Raw genomic sequence first — 15,677 nt, 5'->3', positions numbered from 1 at the left:
TTCTTGCTGGGGACTTGATACGGGACGGTCGGTCAGACCGGGTCCTCTTCCTGAAAGCGCACCCCGATTTTGCTCGGCACGCTCTCGTCCATTTCGGCCACGGTCCAGATCAGGCCCTGCCATTCGATGTTGTCACCGACCACCAGATTATCGCCCAACTGGCTGGCAATAAAATCACCCAGTGTCTGATCCGCCACCTCGCTCACATCCAGCCCGTAGAGAGGGGCGAGATCCACCAGCCGTGCCGCTGCTTCCAGCAGGAAGTCACCGAAGAAGCGGGGGCCGAGATCTTGCTCCGGCGCCTGACTGAACAGCTGGCCGAGGGCGGGGAGGTCACGTTCGTGACCGATCACGCAGAGAATGTCATCGGCCTGCAGACAGGTACTGCCCGAGGGGTGGAGCAGCTCGCGGCCACGAAACAGGGCACAGATCCGGGTGCCGGCAGGCATCTGCAGATCCCGCAGCGGCGAGCCGATACACCACTTCTCTTCCCCCAGCTGGTAGACGAAGGTCTCCCACTGGCTGTCGAGATCGATCTCGAGCCCTGAGCGATTGATGGGTGACGGTGGTGCCGGGACTTCGACCCGTGCCAGTTTTGATGCCAGCGGCAGCGAGCTACCCTGCAAAATCAGCGAGACCAGCACCACGAAGAAGGCGACGTTGAAGTAGAGCTGGGCATTGGGCAGTCCTGCCATCATGGGGAACACCGCCAGAATGATCGGCACGGCGCCGCGCAAGCCAACCCAGGAGATAAACCAGCGCTCGCGCGGGGCGAAGTTCTTGAACGGCAATAGCCCAATCCAGACCGACACCGGGCGGGCAAACAGGATCATCCAGGCTGCCAGCGCCAGTGCGGGCAGGGCGATGGGTAGCAGCTTGTGGGGCGAGGCGAGCAGCCCCAGCACCAGAAACATGCCGATTTGGCTCAGCCAGGTGAGTCCATCCAGTACCGACAGGGTTGTGCTACGGCTGCGCAGGGAGAGGTTGCCGAGCAACAGACCTGTGAGGTAGATGGCAAGAATGCCGCTGCCGCCTACGGCAGTAGTGAGGGCAAAAATGAGCAGGCCGCCGCTGACGGTGAGCAGCGGATAGAGCCCCGGGGCCAGGCGGGCGGTGTTGATGAGGCGCCACAGCAGCCAGCCGCCGCCAAGGCCGATCCCGGCACCAAGGCCAAACTGCTTGACCAGTTGTAGCAGCAGGAAGCCCGCATCCAGCCCCTGCTGGGCGGTTGCAAGTACCTCAATCAGGGTGACGGTGAGAAACACCGCCATGGGGTCGTTGCTGCCTGACTCTATCTCCAGGGTGGCGCTCACCCGCTCGTTGAGACTGCGCCCGCCGAGCAGGGAGAAGACCGCCGCCGCATCGGTGGAGCCGACGATGGCTCCGATCAGCATCCCCTGCATCAGGTTGAGGTCAAACAGCCAGGCGGCGGCCAGGCCCGTCAGGCCGGTGGTGATGGCCACCCCGACCGTGGCCAGCGACAAGGCTGGCCAGAGTGCCACCCGAAACGAGGAGACCCGGGTGCGCATGCCGCCGTCAAGCAGAATGATGGCTAGCGCCAGGTTGCCTACCAGATAGGCGACGGAGTAGTCGGCGAAGTGGATGCCACCTGGACCATCTTCACCCGCCAGCATGCCGACGGCGAGGAAAATGACCAGAATGGGAATGCCGAGGCGGGAAGAGAGTGCGCTCAACAGTACGCTGGCTCCCACCAACAGGGCAGCGACAAGAAAGAAACTGTTGATGGTAGCGGCATCCAAGGGCGAACTCCTTCTTGGTAATGTGCAAAGTAGGCACATTATATGCAGTTAGGTCCCCTTTGTGTGGCTTATTTGTGCATCAATTTGCACTTTTTTACATTTTTTGCCTCATGGCTACGCCATATTCTGACTGTGACGGGGTTAACGAAAGCAGTGTAAAAGGTGCATCGATATCGGGATGCGCAGAGAGGAGCGGGCGGGGAAAAGCGAAATGACACGGCAGAGAAAGAGGGGAGCACAAGGGCGCTCCCCACGGGATGGAGCGGGACTCAGTCGTCCTCGTCATCCTTTACTTCGCGGATCTTGTCCTTGTAGTTGGGCAACTGCTTCTCCAGCCGTTTCATGTCTTTGATGGCATTGAGAAACAGCCCGAGCAGGAACAGCAGCGGCAACCCTATCCACAGCCAGAGATTCATGGGATTTTCCTTTCGTCAGGACTGGTGGTGACATAACGGTCCAAAATTTCATCAAGGTTGGCCAATATGGTCGCCTTGCCTTCAATATCCGCCTGTTGCAGGCAAAGTGCCAGCGTCGTCGGGTCGAGCCGTTGCGCACGGGACTCGGGCCCGAAGCTGATATGCCAGGGCTCGTAAGCGACCCCGCTCCCCGCCCCGACCGGTTTGGCATAAGGGAGGAAGAAGCCAAAGTCGCTCATATGGTCGTTTAGCCACTCGCTGAGATCTGCAAACCAGCCCCCGGCCTCATACTCCCAGGGTTCCAGCGCCAGCTTGGTGTCGGCGGGCAGGCAGTCCGGGTCGTAGATGTCGAGATCGGTACCCCAGTGGTGGCGACTGGTGCCCGGTAGGGCGCTCCAGCGCAGAATGGCGTGCAGCCGCGCCTCGTCACTCAGTTGCAGGGCATCGATGGGCTGGCTGTTGGCATCGAGCAGTGGCCGTTCGCCGCGCCACTTGCCGTTCCAGATGGCGAGCTGGCGATCAAAGCTGCGCCAGCTGGAGGCCGGTTGCAGATTGAAGCCAGCGTGGGCGGCGGCTACCTGCATGTCGTTGAAGACCGCCGCGGTGGCGGCGGTCAGACGATGAGGGCCTTGCCCCACCAGAATAAGGTGGCTCTCGTCGAGCCCCAGCAGTTGTTCCTGGGTCATGCCAGCAATCTCTCGAGCACCCCTTGGTACATGTCCGCCAGCAGATCCAGATCATCCGCCTTCACACACTCGTTAACCTTGTGGATGGTAGCGTTGACCGGGCCGAGCTCGATCACTTCGGCGCCGGTGGGGGCGATAAAGCGCCCATCCGAGGTGCCGCCGGTGGTGAGCAGGGCTGGCTGCTGGCCATTGACCGCCTCGATGGCGGAGACCGCCGCTGCCAACAGTTTGCCGGTGTCGGTGAGGAACGGCTGGCCGGAGAGGGTCCAACTCAGCTGATAATCGAGGCCATGTTTATCCAGCAGCGCCTCGACCCGCTCGCGGATATCCAGGTCGGTCAGTTCGGTACTGAAGCGGAAGTTAAACTGCACCTGCAATTCGCCCGGAATGACGTTGGAGGCGCCGGTGCCGGCCGAGATGTTGGCGATCTGGAAGCTGGTGGGGGGGAAGTAGGCGTTACCCTCATCCCACACGGTCGCGGCAAGCTCGGCCAGCGCTGGCGCCGCCTTGTGGATCGGGTTGTCAGCCAGATGGGGATAGGCCACATGCCCCTGCACCCCGCGTACAAGCAGATCGCCGGTGATGGAGCCGCGGCGGCCGTTCTTCACCACATCCCCTACCACGGCGGTAGAGGAGGGCTCGCCGACGATGCACCAGCGGATCTTCTCGTTGCGGGCCTCCAGGGTGTCGATCACCCGGGTGGTGCCATTGATAAAGGGCCCCTCCTCATCGGAGGTGATGAGAAAAGCGATGGACCCGGTGTGATCCGGATGCTCGGCCACGAAGCGTTCGACCGCCACCACCATGGAAGCCAGCGAGCCCTTCATGTCGGCGGCGCCGCGCCCGTAGAGCACACCATCCTTTATGGTCGGCTCGAACGGCGGGGTGTGCCATTTGTCCAGCGGCCCGGCGGGCACCACGTCGGTGTGACCGGCGAAGCAGAACAGCGGCCCCTCGCTGCCACGGCGGGCCCAGAGATTGGTGGTGTCCTCAAACACCATGGGCTCGATAACAAAGCCGAGTTTGGCGAGGCGCTCCGCCATCAGGGTCTGACACCCTTCATCGAGGGGGGTAACGGAGGGGCGGCGGATCAGATCCTTGGCCAGTGCGATGACATCCGACATCAGTTGTCCTTAGTTGTCCTTAACGGGAGAAGAGGGATTGGTAGTGATCGGCCTTGAAACCCAGAGTCAGTTCGCCGTCACGGTCGAGCAGCGGGCGCTTGATCATGGCCGGATGTTCCAGCAGCAGGGCACGCGCTTTGGCGGTATCGAGTCCATGTTTGGCCTCGTCCGGCAGGGCGCGGAAGGTGGTGCCGCGGCTGTTGAGCAGGGCTTCCCAGCCGAGTTGTGCTAGCCAGCTGTCCAGATCGTCCGGGTTCAGGCCGTCGGCGCGGTGGTCGTGAAAGCGGTAGTCGATACCGGCCTCATCCAGCCACTTGCGGGCTTTTTTGATGGTGTCGCAGTTCTTGATGCCATAGAGGGTGATGGCCATGGGGAGTCCTTCTCTTGTGGGCGCTGGCCGTGGCCGTGCCCGAAAATCCGAATCAACAGAGTGCAAGGGCTCGATTCTGGCATTGTGGCAATCCCATGGCAACGCCGATGGTCCGGCTCGCGGGTTTTACCGGAACTGGTCACACCTGAACGGCGATTTTGAGATCAAGATCAAGATCAGAAGCAGTGCGGCGGGTATGCCCGATGGGGCGGGTATTGCGGGAGAAGAGCCGCTATCGCAGGAGAAAAAGAGAAAGGGCAAACGCCAGATAGCCAAAACGCGCCAGCGGGCGCGTCTTGGTTGGCATCATCAAGCACCTCAATCAGTGCAGGGGGGCCCACTCATGGTCAAAGACCCGGGCCCGTTCCCAGGGTGCATCAGGCAGGCTGGAAGAGAGGCCAGTGTATTTGCCCACGTCGTCCACGACGATGGCGGAGAGGATCGGCAGGTTGTTTTCTGTGCAGTACATGCGAATGCGCTGCAGCAGGGTGCGCAGTTCATCCTGGCACTGTTCCAGCCCGGCCTGCTTGGCCAGTTTGGAATAACGAATGGTAGTGCGTTCCTTTGCAGACTCGACGAGGATGTCCCACAGCTTGTAGTCGCAGGTCGAGACACCTGCGGTGGCTTGGCTTGTCATAACTCTCTCCGGCGCGAAATGGTCGCTATATGTCGAAGCGCATCTTCGCCACTTCGGCGCTGTCGTATGTTGATCCAACGCAAAAAAGAGGGGAGTCGCGTCAGACAATTCTCTTTCCGAGAATGGTAAAGGTTTTTCTGTGGGTGAAAAAACGAAAATTTGGCACTTGGCTAACATATTGTGCTGTCAAAGCCCAATGTCGTCACCTTTATTGATGGGGATCAAAGGCAAACAGTAGTCAGATCACTAGATTTCGCTCCTCGATAAATTTATCAGGAGTGAATATTGGAACTTTTATTCGTCTTGCTCGTTCTGGTCGCCGTGGTCTACGGCATCATCAAGGATTACAACCCGCAGGCGGTGCTGGCGCTGGCGGGCATGGCCATTTTTGCAGTGGCCTACTGGTTGGGGCTGCACCCCATTCTCCCCGCTGACAAGAGCACCGGCTTCGCCCTGTTCGACCTGTTCGAAGTGTTCAGGGGGATCTTCTCCTACCGCGCGGCGGGCCTCGGCCTCACCATCATGGCGGTGGCGGGTTTTGCCACTTACATGTCCCATATCGGGGCCTCTCAGGCGCTGGTGCGGGTGGCGGTCAAGCCGGTGGCGGGCATCCAGTCCAGCTACCTGATGCTTGCCATCTGTTATCTGGTGGCGGTCTTTGTCTCCCTGTTCGTCACCTCCGCCACCGGCCTTGGCCTGTTGTTGATGGTCACCATGTATCCGGTGATGCGCAACCTCGGCATCAGCCCGGCCTCCGCCTGTGGTGTCATCGCCACCTCCCAGGCGTTTGAAATTGGCCCGACCCAGACCAACGCCATCTTCTCCGCCGGTCAATCCGGCATGGATCCGACCAGCTATTTCGTTGACTACCAGATCTGGCTGGTGGCCCCCATGCTGCTGGTGACCATGGTGCTGCACTTCTTCTGGCAGCGTCACTGCGATCGCAAGGATGGCTGGGATCCTGCGCTCCATCGCGGCGATCACGCCGAGCTGGACGAGCAGGGCACCGAGAGCGTGCAGGCGCCCACCTGGTATGCCCTGCTGCCGATAATCCCCTTCGTGCTGATGATGACCTTCTCCAAGCTGCTGGTGAGCGACATCAAGATGAGCGTGGAGGTGGCCATGCTGCTGTCGGTCTTTATCGGCATGCTGTGCGAGCTGCTGCGTAGCCGCTCGGTGCGAACCGCATTCGCGGGGCTGTCGAGCTTCCTCGATGGCATGGGCAAGGTGTTTGGCCCTGTGGTGGCGCTCATCGTCTGTGCCGAGCTGTTTGCCGAATCTCTCAAGGCCATCGGCGCCATCGATACCCTGCTGCACTCTGCCAGCAATGCCGGTATCGGCAGCGGCCTGATGACCCTGGTGATGGTGGGCCTCATCATGGTGGCGGCGGTCATCATGGGCTCCGGCAACGCGGCGTTCCTGAGCTTCTCGACCCTGGCACCGGCGGTGGCGGCCAAGTTTGGCGTGCCTGCGGTGACCATGTTGCTGCCGATGCAGCTCGCTTCCAGTATCGGCCGCACCATCTCTCCCATCGCGGCGGTGCTGATCGCTTGTGCGGGGATTGCCAAGGTGTCGCCCTTTACCGTGGTCAAACGGACCAGCGTGCCGATGGCGGGGGCGCTGGTGACGGCGCTGACCCTCAACTATCTGCTGTTTATGTAAGCGGGTGGCGGACGGCACGAGCTGTCCGCCCCTTTCACTCGGCTGTCGGACGGGAGGCCTGCCCTCCCGTCCCAGGAGATGACAATGACAGACTCTCGCAACGCTTTTTCTCTGGATGCCTACCTGGCAGATCTGGCCCCGCTCATCAACCTCGATTGCGGTACTCGCACCCCGGCCGGGGTGGCCAAAGTGGCCGACATCATGACCGAGAAATATGAGGCCATCGGCTGGCAGGTGACCCGCCACCAGTTTGCTGCCGAGTGCGGCCCCTGCCTCGAGGCAACCAATGCACCGGGTGCCGCTCACTACGACGTGATGCTGGTGGGCCACATGGACACCGTCTTCCCCGAGGGAACAGCGGCCAAGCGCCCGTTGAAAATCGAAGGCAATCAAGCCTTTGGCCCCGGTGTCTCGGACATGAAGAGTGGCCTGCTCTCTATCTGCTATGCACTTAAAGAGATGGATCCGGTGCAGCTGGCCAAGCTCAAGGTGCTGGTCTGCTGCAACTGCGACGAAGAGATTGGCTCCCCCTGGTCGAAAGATTGGCTGGTGGAGAAGGCCAAACAGAGCGGCTGCGTGCTGGTGGCCGAAGCGGCGCGCCCCAACGGGGATCTCATCAGCGCCCGCAAGGGCAATGCCAAGTACCGCATCACTTTTCACGGCAAGGCGTCCCATGCCGGTTCGGCTCTGACCGAAGGGGTCTCTGCAATTACCGAACTGGCGCACTGGGTGCTGGCCATTAACGAGCAGGTCAACATGACCACGGGCACCACCATGAACGTCGGCGTGGTACAGGGCGGCACCGGCGTTAACGTGGTGCCCGACTTTGCCGAGGCAATCGTCGATCTGCGTTTCTGGAGTAACGAAGAGGCCGCTGCGGTGCACGAGCGGCTCACCTTTATGGCCAACAACCCCTTCCTTGCGGGCTGTCGGGTCGAGGTGGATCGCCAGACCTTCAAGCCGGCGATGCGCCCGAGCGGCGATACAGAAGCTGTGATGGCGCTGGTGGAGGCGGCTGCGAAAGAGGAGGGGATCTCCTTCAACTGGCTGGAGGCCGGTGGCGGTTCGGATGCCAACTTTACCGCCGCCGCGGGGGTGCCGTCCCTCGATGGTTTCGGCCCCATGGGGGGCGGTTTTCACTCGGAGGCGGAATTCCTGCTGCTGGACAGCATCGAGCCGCGCATCCGCCTGCTGCAGCGGGTGCTGGGCAAGCTGGCGAAATAAGCCGGTTTATCCCTTGTTCGGGTCATCATGGCCCGCTCAAAATTGGTCCGCTCCACTCCAAACGGGAGGCTGTTGCCTCCCTTTTTTTATCTCGATTTTTCGCGCGTCCCTGAACGAGCGCGCCAGATGGCTTGAGGCCGTTACCCCTGTGGCTCAGCCAGATAGGCCAGATGATCCTGCCGTGCTACCTGCCAGCCATCGAGGCGCAGCGGGGCGGCAAAGCCCGGGCCGTCAGTCACCATGGTGTGGTACTCCCCCTGCTCGCCGCAGGCATCGAAGCCCTCGCGCTCGGCCAGTTGCTGCAACTCGGTCAGGGTGGCCGCATCCAGCATTCGCCCGGCCCATTCCGGCGCCAGCACCCGGGTATCGATGCAGGAGAGGTGGGCGACGATGCCGCGGGCCAGCATATCCGCCAGCAAGGCTTGGCGAGATTGCTGCCAGAGCGGGGTGTGGACGGTGAGCCCGAGCGGGCGGCAGCGTTCTCGGATCCAGTGTGGTGCGCCCCCCACGCTGTCGATATCGCCGGTCACTACCCCGTCGAGGTTCCACTCCTGCTGCAAGTGGCTCAGCGCCGTCTCATAGCTCTGCTCGAACGGCGCTTCGATGGTGACCAGCAGATGGGGCAGCCCGAGGGCTTCCGCCTGACGGCGCACCAGCGGCAAGGGGTGAGCGAGAAATCGGGGCTCTGGCGGCGCAAAGGTGGCCAGTGCCACCACCTGATGGCCCGCTTGACGGGCATGACAGAGAGCCAGCATGGCATCTTTGCCACCGCTCCAGAGCAGGATGACGCGAGACATGGATGAGATTCCGGTGGTGAACGAGGGGGCATGCTACCCAGCGGCGGGGGCAGAGGTAAAGGCATAGTGTCCGGAAATGGCGGCGGGGAAGTGGTTGAGGTAACGGAGCTGGAAAAAAGCAGGCCCCCGAAGCGGGGGCCTGTATTGCAATAGCGTGGTAAACACCGCTGCGATTAGAGCAGGATGCTGGTGAGGATAAAGCCCAGCGAGCAGGAGGTCACCACCCCGATCAGCCCTGGAATGATGAAGCTGTGGTTGATGATGAACTTGCCGATGCGGGTGGTGCCGGAGCGGTCGAAACCGATACAGGCCAGATCGCTCGGGTAGGTCGGCAGCACGAAGTAGCCGTAGCTTGCTGGCAGGAAGGCAATCAGCAGCTTGGGCTCGACACCCAGCGCCAGACCCATGGGGGCGATAGCGGTGAGGGCTGCGGCTTGGCTGTTCACCAGCTTGGAGATGAGGAACAGCACCAGGGCGTAGGTCCAGGGCTGGGCCTGTACCACGTGGGCCAGGGTCTCTTTGAGCAGCGGCATGTGAGCTTGGAAGAAGGTCTCACTCATCCATGCCACCCCGAATACGGAGAAGATGGCGACCATACCCGCCTTGAAGACGGCACCGTTGGCGATCTCGCCTGGCTTGACCTTGCAGCGCATCAGGATGATGGCACCGGCGATCAGCATCATCATCTGGATCACCAGGTTCATGGAGAGCGGGCCAGTTTTGTCCTTGATGGTGAACACCGGACGCAGACCTTCGTTGGCACCGAGCAATACCACGGCGGCGATGGCGGCGAAGAAGATCCAGGTAGACCAGTAGGCCTCTTTCGGGAACTTGGTGTTGAGCAGGGTTTCACCACCGCCGTAGATGAAGGCGCGCTGCTCCGGGTCTTTGATCTTGGCCTGGAACTCTTCGTCCTTGTCCAGATCCTTGCCGCGACGCAGGCTCCACAGGGCTGCCACGATGACACCGGTCAGGGAGGAGGGGATGGCGATCATCAGGATGTCGAGCAGGCCGTAAGCCTGACCGATACCGTGACCAGCCGCCAGAATGGAGACCATGGAGACCACAGCAACGGAGACCGGGGAGGCGCAGATGGCCATCTGGGAGGCAACGGAGGCGACAGCCATCGGGCGCTCGGGACGGATGTTCTTTTGCAGCGCGATGTCAGCGATGATGGGGAACATGGTGTAGACCACGTGGCCGGTACCGCACAGGAAGGTGAGGGTCCAGGTCGTGAGCGGTGCCAGGATAGTGATGTATTGCGGGTGACGGCGCAGCAGGCGCTCGGCCACTTGCATCATCAGGTTGAGGCCACCGGCAGTCTGCAGTGTGGCGGCACAACCGATCACCGCCAGAATGGTCAGCATTACCTGCACCGGCGGTTCGCCCGGAACCAGACCGAAGACGAAGGTCAGCAGGAAGAGACCGATACCACTGATGAGACCAAGCCCCATGCCACCAAAGCGGGTACCCAGCAGCAAGCAGCCGAGTACCACCAAAAATTCCATCAAGATCATTCCATTACCTCGTGTGATTCAACCCTTATTGCCGTGGGTCACCTGAACCATGAATTGTCATTGTCTGTTTTATTTAGCCCAAAAGGGTTAGTTGCTATTCTGCTCCCCTGAAAAAGTGAAAAAATTGAGTTACTTCAATAACTCGATGAATTTCAGATTAAACCACTTAAAAACCACGTACTGATAAAGGCATTACTTATTCTGGCGAGTTGTATCATTCGGGGCTTAACCATCCGCGCGCACCAGAAGCGCCATTATGGGAAATGAGTCTGTAAGGAAGGGGTGGAAAAAGGTCCGAAACAGGATAGAAAAGGCTGTAAAAACGCAGGCTCAAGCCATCTTTTCCGCCAAAAGGGGTGTTTTGCCACTCTGTTCATCGGGGGGCGGGGGCTGATAGCAGATAGCGACGTTGATACTGTTCGCTAAGCTTCTTGATATCGAGTCTGGCGAGTGCATTGTTCACTTGCTGCTGCAACTGTTGTTGATCGGGACGGAACATGATGTGCAGGCTCTTGTACCCGAGGGTCTTCGGATTGAACTGCAGCTCTTCGGGGTGGAGCTTGTCATCGTGATAGGTGAGCCAGTAGAAAACATCACGGTCGATCACGGCCAGATCGAGCCGGTTGCGCTGCAGTTTCCTCAGGTTTAGGTGATCGCCACCAACGGCAAAAGTGTTGAGGCGCTTGCTGGCCATCAGGGCATCAAATTCACGGGTATTGATATAACCTGCGACGACCCCAATCCGGTAGGAAGCGAGATCTTCGAGTCGCTGCCAGTGGATAGGGGGGCCGGCTTGCTGCGCCATGCCCAGCACACTACTGCCCACGCTGGTGGAGATATGCCACCGTTTATCCAGATCATCGGCGAAGTATTTGGGGAAGTAGCCGCTGTAGTGCTGGGCGGGATCGGATGCCAGCAACATGGCTCGCTGCCAGGGGTAGAAGTCAAACTGAACCTCCAGCCCCGCTTCGGCAAATGCACGTTTGACGATATGGCCGGTGAGGCCACCATCAGGGAGATGCTGGCTGGTATAGGGGGGCCACTCCAGGGTGGTCAGGTGCACGGGTTCTGCCCGCAATTGCAGGGGGAGCCAGAGCAGCAAGAGTGTCAGAAGCTGACGATATCCCATGAACGACCCATTCCTTGTGTCGATTGGTTCTGAGTATTACCCATAACGGGGGTAATAAAAAAGCCGACCCTGAGGACGGCTTTTGCAATGTAGTGGCAATATGCCGCTGATCAGAACTCGGCGGTACGCGGAGTACGCGGGAACGGGATTACGTCGCGGACGTTGCCCATACCGGTTACGTAAACCACCAGACGCTCGAAGCCCAGACCGAAGCCGGAGTGCGGGACTGTGCCGTAGCGGCGCAGATCGCGATACCACCAGTAGTCTTCCTGCTTCAGCCCCATCTCGGCCAGGCGGGCATCCAGCACCTCCAAACGCTCTTCACGTTGGGAGCCACCGATGATCTCGCCGATCCCCGGAGCCAGTACGTCCATCGCGGCAACGGTCTTGCCGTCGTCGTTGAGGCGCATGTAGAAGGCCTTGATATCTTTCGGGTAGTTCTTCACCACTACCGGAGACTTGAAGTGCTCCTCGGCCAGATAGCGTTCGTGTTCGGAGGAGAGATCGATGCCCCAGGAGACCGGGAACTCGAACTTCTTGCCGCAGTTTTTCAGCACTTCGATGGCATCAGTGTAATCAATCTGGGCGAAGTCGGAGGCGACGAAACGCTCCAGACGGCCGATAGCATCCTTGTCCACGTGCTGGGCAAAGAACTCCAGATCGTCGCGACGCTCGGTCAGGACGGCGTTGAAGACGTACTTCAGCATGGCTTCAGCCAGCGCGGCGTTATCTTCCAGATTGTTGAAGGCCACTTCCGGCTCCACCATCCAGAACTCTGCCAGGTGACGACTGGTGTTGGAGTTTTCGGCGCGGAAGGTCGGACCGAAGGTGTAGACCTTGGAGAGGGCACAGGCATAGGTTTCGGCGTTCAGCTGGCCGGATACGGTCAGGAAGGCCTCTTTGCCGAAGAAATCTTCGTTGTAGTCCACCTTGCCAGCGTCGGTGCGCGGCAGGTTTTCCATATCCAGGGTAGAGACGCGGAACATCTCGCCGGCACCTTCGGTGTCAGAGGCGGTGATGAGCGGGGTCGCTACCCAGACAAAACCCTCTTCGTGGAAGAAGCGGTGGATGGCCTGAGCCAGGCAGTGACGAACCCGGGTCACGGCGCCAACGATGTTGGTGCGCGGGCGCAGGTGAGCCTGTTCACGCAGGTACTCGATGCTGTGGCGCTTGGCGGCCATCGGGTAGGTGTCCGGATCTTCGACCCAGCCGACAACCTTCACATCGGTCGCTTGCAGTTCGAAAGCCTGGCCGCTGCCCTGGGATTCGGCGATGATGCCAGTCACTTCCACGGAGCAGGCGGTGGTCAGACGCAGCACTTCATTCTCGTAATTGGCCAGGGTATTGGGGACGACGGCCTGTACCGGATGGAAACAGGAGCCATCGGAAATGGCCAAAAATGAGATCCCCGCCTTGGAATCACGGCGAGTCCGGATCCACCCTCGTACAGTCAGGGTGGTGCCAACCGCATATTTACCGGTCAGCACATCAACTACGGATGCGTGCGTCATCGAAATATTGTCTCCAGCTTGTTCTTGCAGCGCTATTTGCAACACTAGGGAGTCTGGCCCGGGCACAGATGGCCCACCATGGCAGACTAAGCCGTCAATCTTACCCGCGCGGGTTTGATAAACAAGCAAAAATGTCGGACTCTGGTGGGGTTTTCAGCATGGTTCACCCAAGCAGGGTTCCCTCGGGACAGGAGAGGCGAGTGAAAGAGCGGCGACAAGGGCCGGATTGGCTGACACGACTGTTGCGAGCAATGGTGCTGATCTGCTGGTGCGGTTTTATCGTCCTGCTTGCGCTCTATCACTATGCCAGGCCGGAGATTGCCTATGGTTTTCTGGTGTACGGCGGCATCAAGGTACGCGATTACTGGGATTCCGCACTCACTCCCTGGTTGGTGTATGGCCTGTGGGGTTGCAGCCTGCTGACCCTGGCTGTACTGCTGCTGGAGCGGAGGCGCAGTCGGCGCAGGGATGATGCCTATCACGTCAATCTGGCGATCCTGCTGCTGATCCTTATTGCTTGTCTGCTGTTCTATTACACCGGTTAGCCGATGCCTGGCGGTGTGGTCCGCTATTCGCCAGTGCGAGCTTCCGGTTTGCTGCAAGCGGGACGCTTGCCAAGCTGGCGCTCCACGCTGTCGAGCATCTGGTTGTAGGCCAGCGCCAGCCGGCCAATCTCGTCGCCATCGTCTCCCTCCAGCCGGTGGCCGAAGTCATGCATGTCGGTGGCTTCTTCCATCGAGCGGGTCAGCTGGTTGAGGGGGCGGACGATCCAGGTGCGGATGACCCAGAGGGTCAGCAGCAGTCCCAGCCCGAAGATACCGGTGAGGATCAGCGCCGAGGTGAGGATATTCTGCTCGACCCGGGTAAAGAGGGAGTCGAGAGAGTAATCAAAACGGACTGCGCCGAGCACGGTATTCTCCGGTACCAGATGGCAGCTGGTGCAGTCGGTGCCGCGAAAATCCTTCTTGGCCAGCAGCGGACGGGTCACTACCAGCCGGCTGTGCATGCCGTTGTGCACCACCTCCAGGCTCCCTTTACCCGCCAGCGCCAGCTGGTCATAGTCATCCTTGCCCTGCTCTGCGGGGCGCCCCGGCCCGAACTGTTTGCTCACCGCGTCGCCACGGACGATGCGGGCATCTTCCACATGAGCGTGCTCGAGAAACTTGGCGCGCAGGGTGTCGCGGGCATCCATCTTGCCGGTCAGCATCAGCATGTTGAGGCCGTCGAAGTAGGCTTCGGTCTGCTCCTGACTCTGCTCCTTGATGAGGCTCAGGATCAGGTCGCGCTCGCGCACCGCCTGATAGGCGGCGGAGAAGACCAGCACCATGGAGAAGATGAAGAGCAGGAAAAAGTTGATTTTGGCAGCAATGGAGAGGCGCATGGGCAATCTTTCTTGATGGTAAAACCGCAGCAGTCTACCCCTCTTGGCGCCTCAGGTCTGGTGTTTTGCTCACATTCCGGCAAGTGAACGGGGGGTGAGGTGCATAAACTTGCCCTCTTTATATATCAAATGGGGATGCCACAGACGGGCGACCGGTGAGGCCGCCCGCGATGATGTTTAAAACTCGCCCTCGGCAATCGCCTGGCTAATGGCGCCGGTCAACACCCGCAGATCTTCGGGGGTGATAACGAAGGGAGGCATCAGGTAGACCAGCTTGCCAAAGGGGCGGATCCAGGCGCCCAGTTCAACAAACTTGCGCTGGATGCGTGCCACGTCCACCCGCTCCTTCATCTCCACCACCCCGATGGCGCCGAGCACCCGCACATCCGCGACCGCCGGGTTGAGAGTCAATTCCACCAGCTCGGTACGCAGTTGATGTTCGATGGCGCGCACCCGCTCCTGCCACGGCGAGGCGAGCAACAACTCGATGGAGGCGTTGGCCACCGCGCAGGCAAGCGGATTGCCCATAAAGGTGGGGCCGTGCATAAAGACCCCCGCCTTGCCGTCACAGATGGTGCGGGCGACATGCTCGGTGGTGAGGGTCGCCGAGAGGGTGAGGTAGCCGCCGGTGAGCGCCTTGCCCAGACACATGATGTCGGGAGTGATGCCGGCCCAGTCGCAGGCAAACAGCTGGCCGGTGCGGCCAAAGCCGGTGGCGATTTCGTCGGCGATGAGCAGCACGCCAAACTCGTCGCACAGGGCGCGCACCCACTGCAGGTAGCGGGGATGGTAGAAGCGCATGCCGCCAGCCCCTTGCACTATGGGCTCAAGCACGATGGCGGCGATCTCCTCGTGATGATCCGCTATGAGCGTCGCCAGCTCCACCACGCACTGCTCGTCCCACTCGGCGTGGAAGCGACAGCTCGGCGCGTCGACAAAATAGTGTTCCGGCAGGAATCCCTTGTAGAGCTCGTGCATGCCGCCATCCGGGTCGCAGACGCTCATGGCGCCGAAGGTATCACCGTGATAACCGCTGCGCAGGGCGACAAATTTGGCTCTGGGCGTCCCTTTGGCGTGCCAGTACTGCTGGGCCATCTTGAGTGCCACTTCCACCGCTACCGAGCCGGAATCGGCCAGAAAGACCCGATCCAGCCCCTTCGGAGTGATCTCCACCAGCTTGCGGCAGAGCTCGACCGCCGGGGCGTGGGTGAGGCCGCCAAACATCACGTGGGACATCTTGCCGAGCTGGGCGGTGGCGGCGGCGTCCAGTTCCGGCACCTGATAGCCGTGCACGCAAGCCCACCAGGAGCTCATGCCATCCACCAGTTCACGGCCATCGCTGAGGGTGATCTTCACCCCCTTGGCGCTGGCTACTTCATAGCAGGGCAGGGGGTGAGTGAGAGAGGTGTAGGGGTGCCACACATGGTGCAGGTCGAATTCTTGGTTGGTCATTTGTTGTTCTG

At 60.5% G+C, this 15,677-nt stretch carries 15 protein-coding genes; 3 read left to right on the top strand and 12 right to left on the bottom strand.

Going from position 1 to position 15,677, the window contains the following annotated elements:
• Positions 1-32: 32 nt before the first annotated feature.
• The 6 genes from G5367_RS15385 to G5367_RS15360 form a co-directional block, all read right to left on the bottom strand.
• Positions 33-1,760, bottom strand: a complete 1,728-nt coding sequence (locus G5367_RS15385) for a potassium/proton antiporter (protein WP_337073590.1) — start codon at positions 1,758-1,760, stop codon at positions 33-35.
• Between the two features lie 269 nt (positions 1,761-2,029).
• The gene (locus G5367_RS15380) at positions 2,030-2,176 is read right to left on the bottom strand and encodes a hypothetical protein (protein ID WP_005337933.1); all 147 of its coding nucleotides are present in this window, start codon (positions 2,174-2,176) and stop codon (positions 2,030-2,032) included.
• A complete protein-coding gene (locus G5367_RS15375) occupies positions 2,173-2,862 on the bottom strand; it encodes a M15 family metallopeptidase (RefSeq protein ID WP_421211762.1) in 690 nt (229 codons plus the stop codon). The genes G5367_RS15380 and G5367_RS15375 overlap by 4 nt, the downstream gene beginning before the upstream one ends.
• Complete coding sequence (dapE, locus tag G5367_RS15370; protein ID WP_421211764.1) at positions 2,859-3,986, bottom strand: succinyl-diaminopimelate desuccinylase; 1,128 nt, start codon at positions 3,984-3,986, stop codon at positions 2,859-2,861. Before dapE ends, G5367_RS15375 begins: the two co-directional genes overlap by 4 nt.
• 19 nt (positions 3,987-4,005) lie before the next feature.
• Positions 4,006-4,356 carry an ArsC family reductase gene (locus G5367_RS15365; protein WP_288726945.1) on the bottom strand — a complete coding sequence of 117 codons (351 nt, stop codon included), beginning with the start codon at positions 4,354-4,356 and terminating at the stop codon, positions 4,006-4,008.
• A 322-nt stretch (positions 4,357-4,678) separates the two neighbouring features.
• A complete protein-coding gene (locus tag G5367_RS15360; protein ID WP_005344357.1) occupies positions 4,679-4,993 on the bottom strand; it encodes a hypothetical protein in 315 nt (104 codons plus the stop codon).
• Positions 4,994-5,278: 285 nt separating this feature from the next.
• On the opposite strand from G5367_RS15360, the gene dcuC reads away from it, so the two are divergent.
• Positions 5,279-6,655: a C4-dicarboxylate transporter DcuC gene (gene dcuC / locus G5367_RS15355; RefSeq protein ID WP_421244610.1), complete on the top strand. Its 1,377-nt coding sequence runs from the start codon at positions 5,279-5,281 to the stop codon at positions 6,653-6,655.
• 84 nt (positions 6,656-6,739) lie between these two features.
• The gene (locus G5367_RS15350; protein WP_421244611.1) at positions 6,740-7,879 is read left to right on the top strand and encodes a M20 family metallopeptidase; all 1,140 of its coding nucleotides are present in this window, start codon (positions 6,740-6,742) and stop codon (positions 7,877-7,879) included.
• A 140-nt stretch (positions 7,880-8,019) separates the two neighbouring features.
• Here G5367_RS15350 and G5367_RS15345 read toward each other — a convergent pair whose 3' ends face one another.
• From G5367_RS15345 to asnS, 4 genes are all read right to left on the bottom strand, one after another.
• Entirely contained in the window at positions 8,020-8,676 is a 657-nt protein-coding gene (locus G5367_RS15345; protein ID WP_421244612.1) for a hypothetical protein, read from the bottom strand.
• Positions 8,677-8,849: 173 nt separating this feature from the next.
• Positions 8,850-10,193, bottom strand: coding sequence for an anaerobic C4-dicarboxylate transporter (locus G5367_RS15340; RefSeq protein WP_005337916.1), 1,344 nt, complete (start codon positions 10,191-10,193; stop codon positions 8,850-8,852).
• Positions 10,194-10,566: 373 nt separating this feature from the next.
• A complete protein-coding gene (locus tag G5367_RS15335; RefSeq protein WP_421244613.1) occupies positions 10,567-11,322 on the bottom strand; it encodes a substrate-binding periplasmic protein in 756 nt (251 codons plus the stop codon).
• Positions 11,323-11,432: 110 nt separating this feature from the next.
• Positions 11,433-12,833: an asparagine--tRNA ligase gene (gene asnS / locus G5367_RS15330; RefSeq protein WP_005344365.1), complete on the bottom strand. Its 1,401-nt coding sequence runs from the start codon at positions 12,831-12,833 to the stop codon at positions 11,433-11,435.
• 200 nt (positions 12,834-13,033) lie between these two features.
• Here asnS and G5367_RS15325 point away from each other — a divergent pair, with 200 nt between their 5' ends.
• Complete coding sequence (locus G5367_RS15325; protein WP_421244614.1) at positions 13,034-13,378, top strand: hypothetical protein; 345 nt, start codon at positions 13,034-13,036, stop codon at positions 13,376-13,378.
• A gap of 23 nt (positions 13,379-13,401) precedes the next feature.
• Here G5367_RS15325 and G5367_RS15320 read toward each other — a convergent pair whose 3' ends face one another.
• Both G5367_RS15320 and bioA read right to left on the bottom strand, forming a co-directional pair.
• Positions 13,402-14,214, bottom strand: a complete 813-nt coding sequence (locus G5367_RS15320; protein WP_421244615.1) for a HAMP domain-containing protein — start codon at positions 14,212-14,214, stop codon at positions 13,402-13,404.
• A gap of 177 nt (positions 14,215-14,391) precedes the next feature.
• A complete protein-coding gene (gene bioA / locus G5367_RS15315; RefSeq protein WP_421244616.1) occupies positions 14,392-15,666 on the bottom strand; it encodes an adenosylmethionine--8-amino-7-oxononanoate transaminase in 1,275 nt (424 codons plus the stop codon).
• Positions 15,667-15,677: the final 11 nt, after the last annotated feature.

This window comes from Aeromonas sp. 604282, assembly GCF_049170575.1.
GTDB classification, from domain to species: Bacteria; Pseudomonadota; Gammaproteobacteria; order Enterobacterales; family Aeromonadaceae; genus Aeromonas; species Aeromonas veronii_A.
This window is presented reverse-complemented; position numbering and strand designations above follow the sequence as displayed.